Genomic DNA, 232 nt, shown 5'->3' with positions numbered 1-232 from the left:
CACTGGCCTTAAGCAAAGGCAACAACGCGTCATAGCTGCACAACGTATTGGCATAGGGGATGCCGAACTCCGCAATCATCTGCGCCAGTCGTGCCGCCTCGCCCGGCACATCGGCTTCCGTGGCGAAGATAAACTGCGGAACCTTCGGGCACAGCTCACCGAGGTGGACCCCATAGGTTGGCAACTCACCTGGTCGGTATTTCATGCCGCCCACGGCGCAGAAGACCTTCAT

At 59.1% G+C, this 232-nt stretch carries 1 protein-coding gene; it reads right to left on the bottom strand.

Annotated features, from left to right (window positions below):
* Window positions 1–232 (bottom strand): hypothetical protein (locus tag KVP70_RS33965; RefSeq protein ID WP_217946819.1); only part of this gene is annotated, 232 nt, incomplete at both ends.

Origin of the sequence: Duganella violaceipulchra (assembly GCF_019166075.1) — a bacterium.
Lineage (GTDB): Bacteria > Pseudomonadota > Gammaproteobacteria > Burkholderiales > Burkholderiaceae_D > Rugamonas > Rugamonas violaceipulchra.
This window is presented reverse-complemented; position numbering and strand designations above follow the sequence as displayed.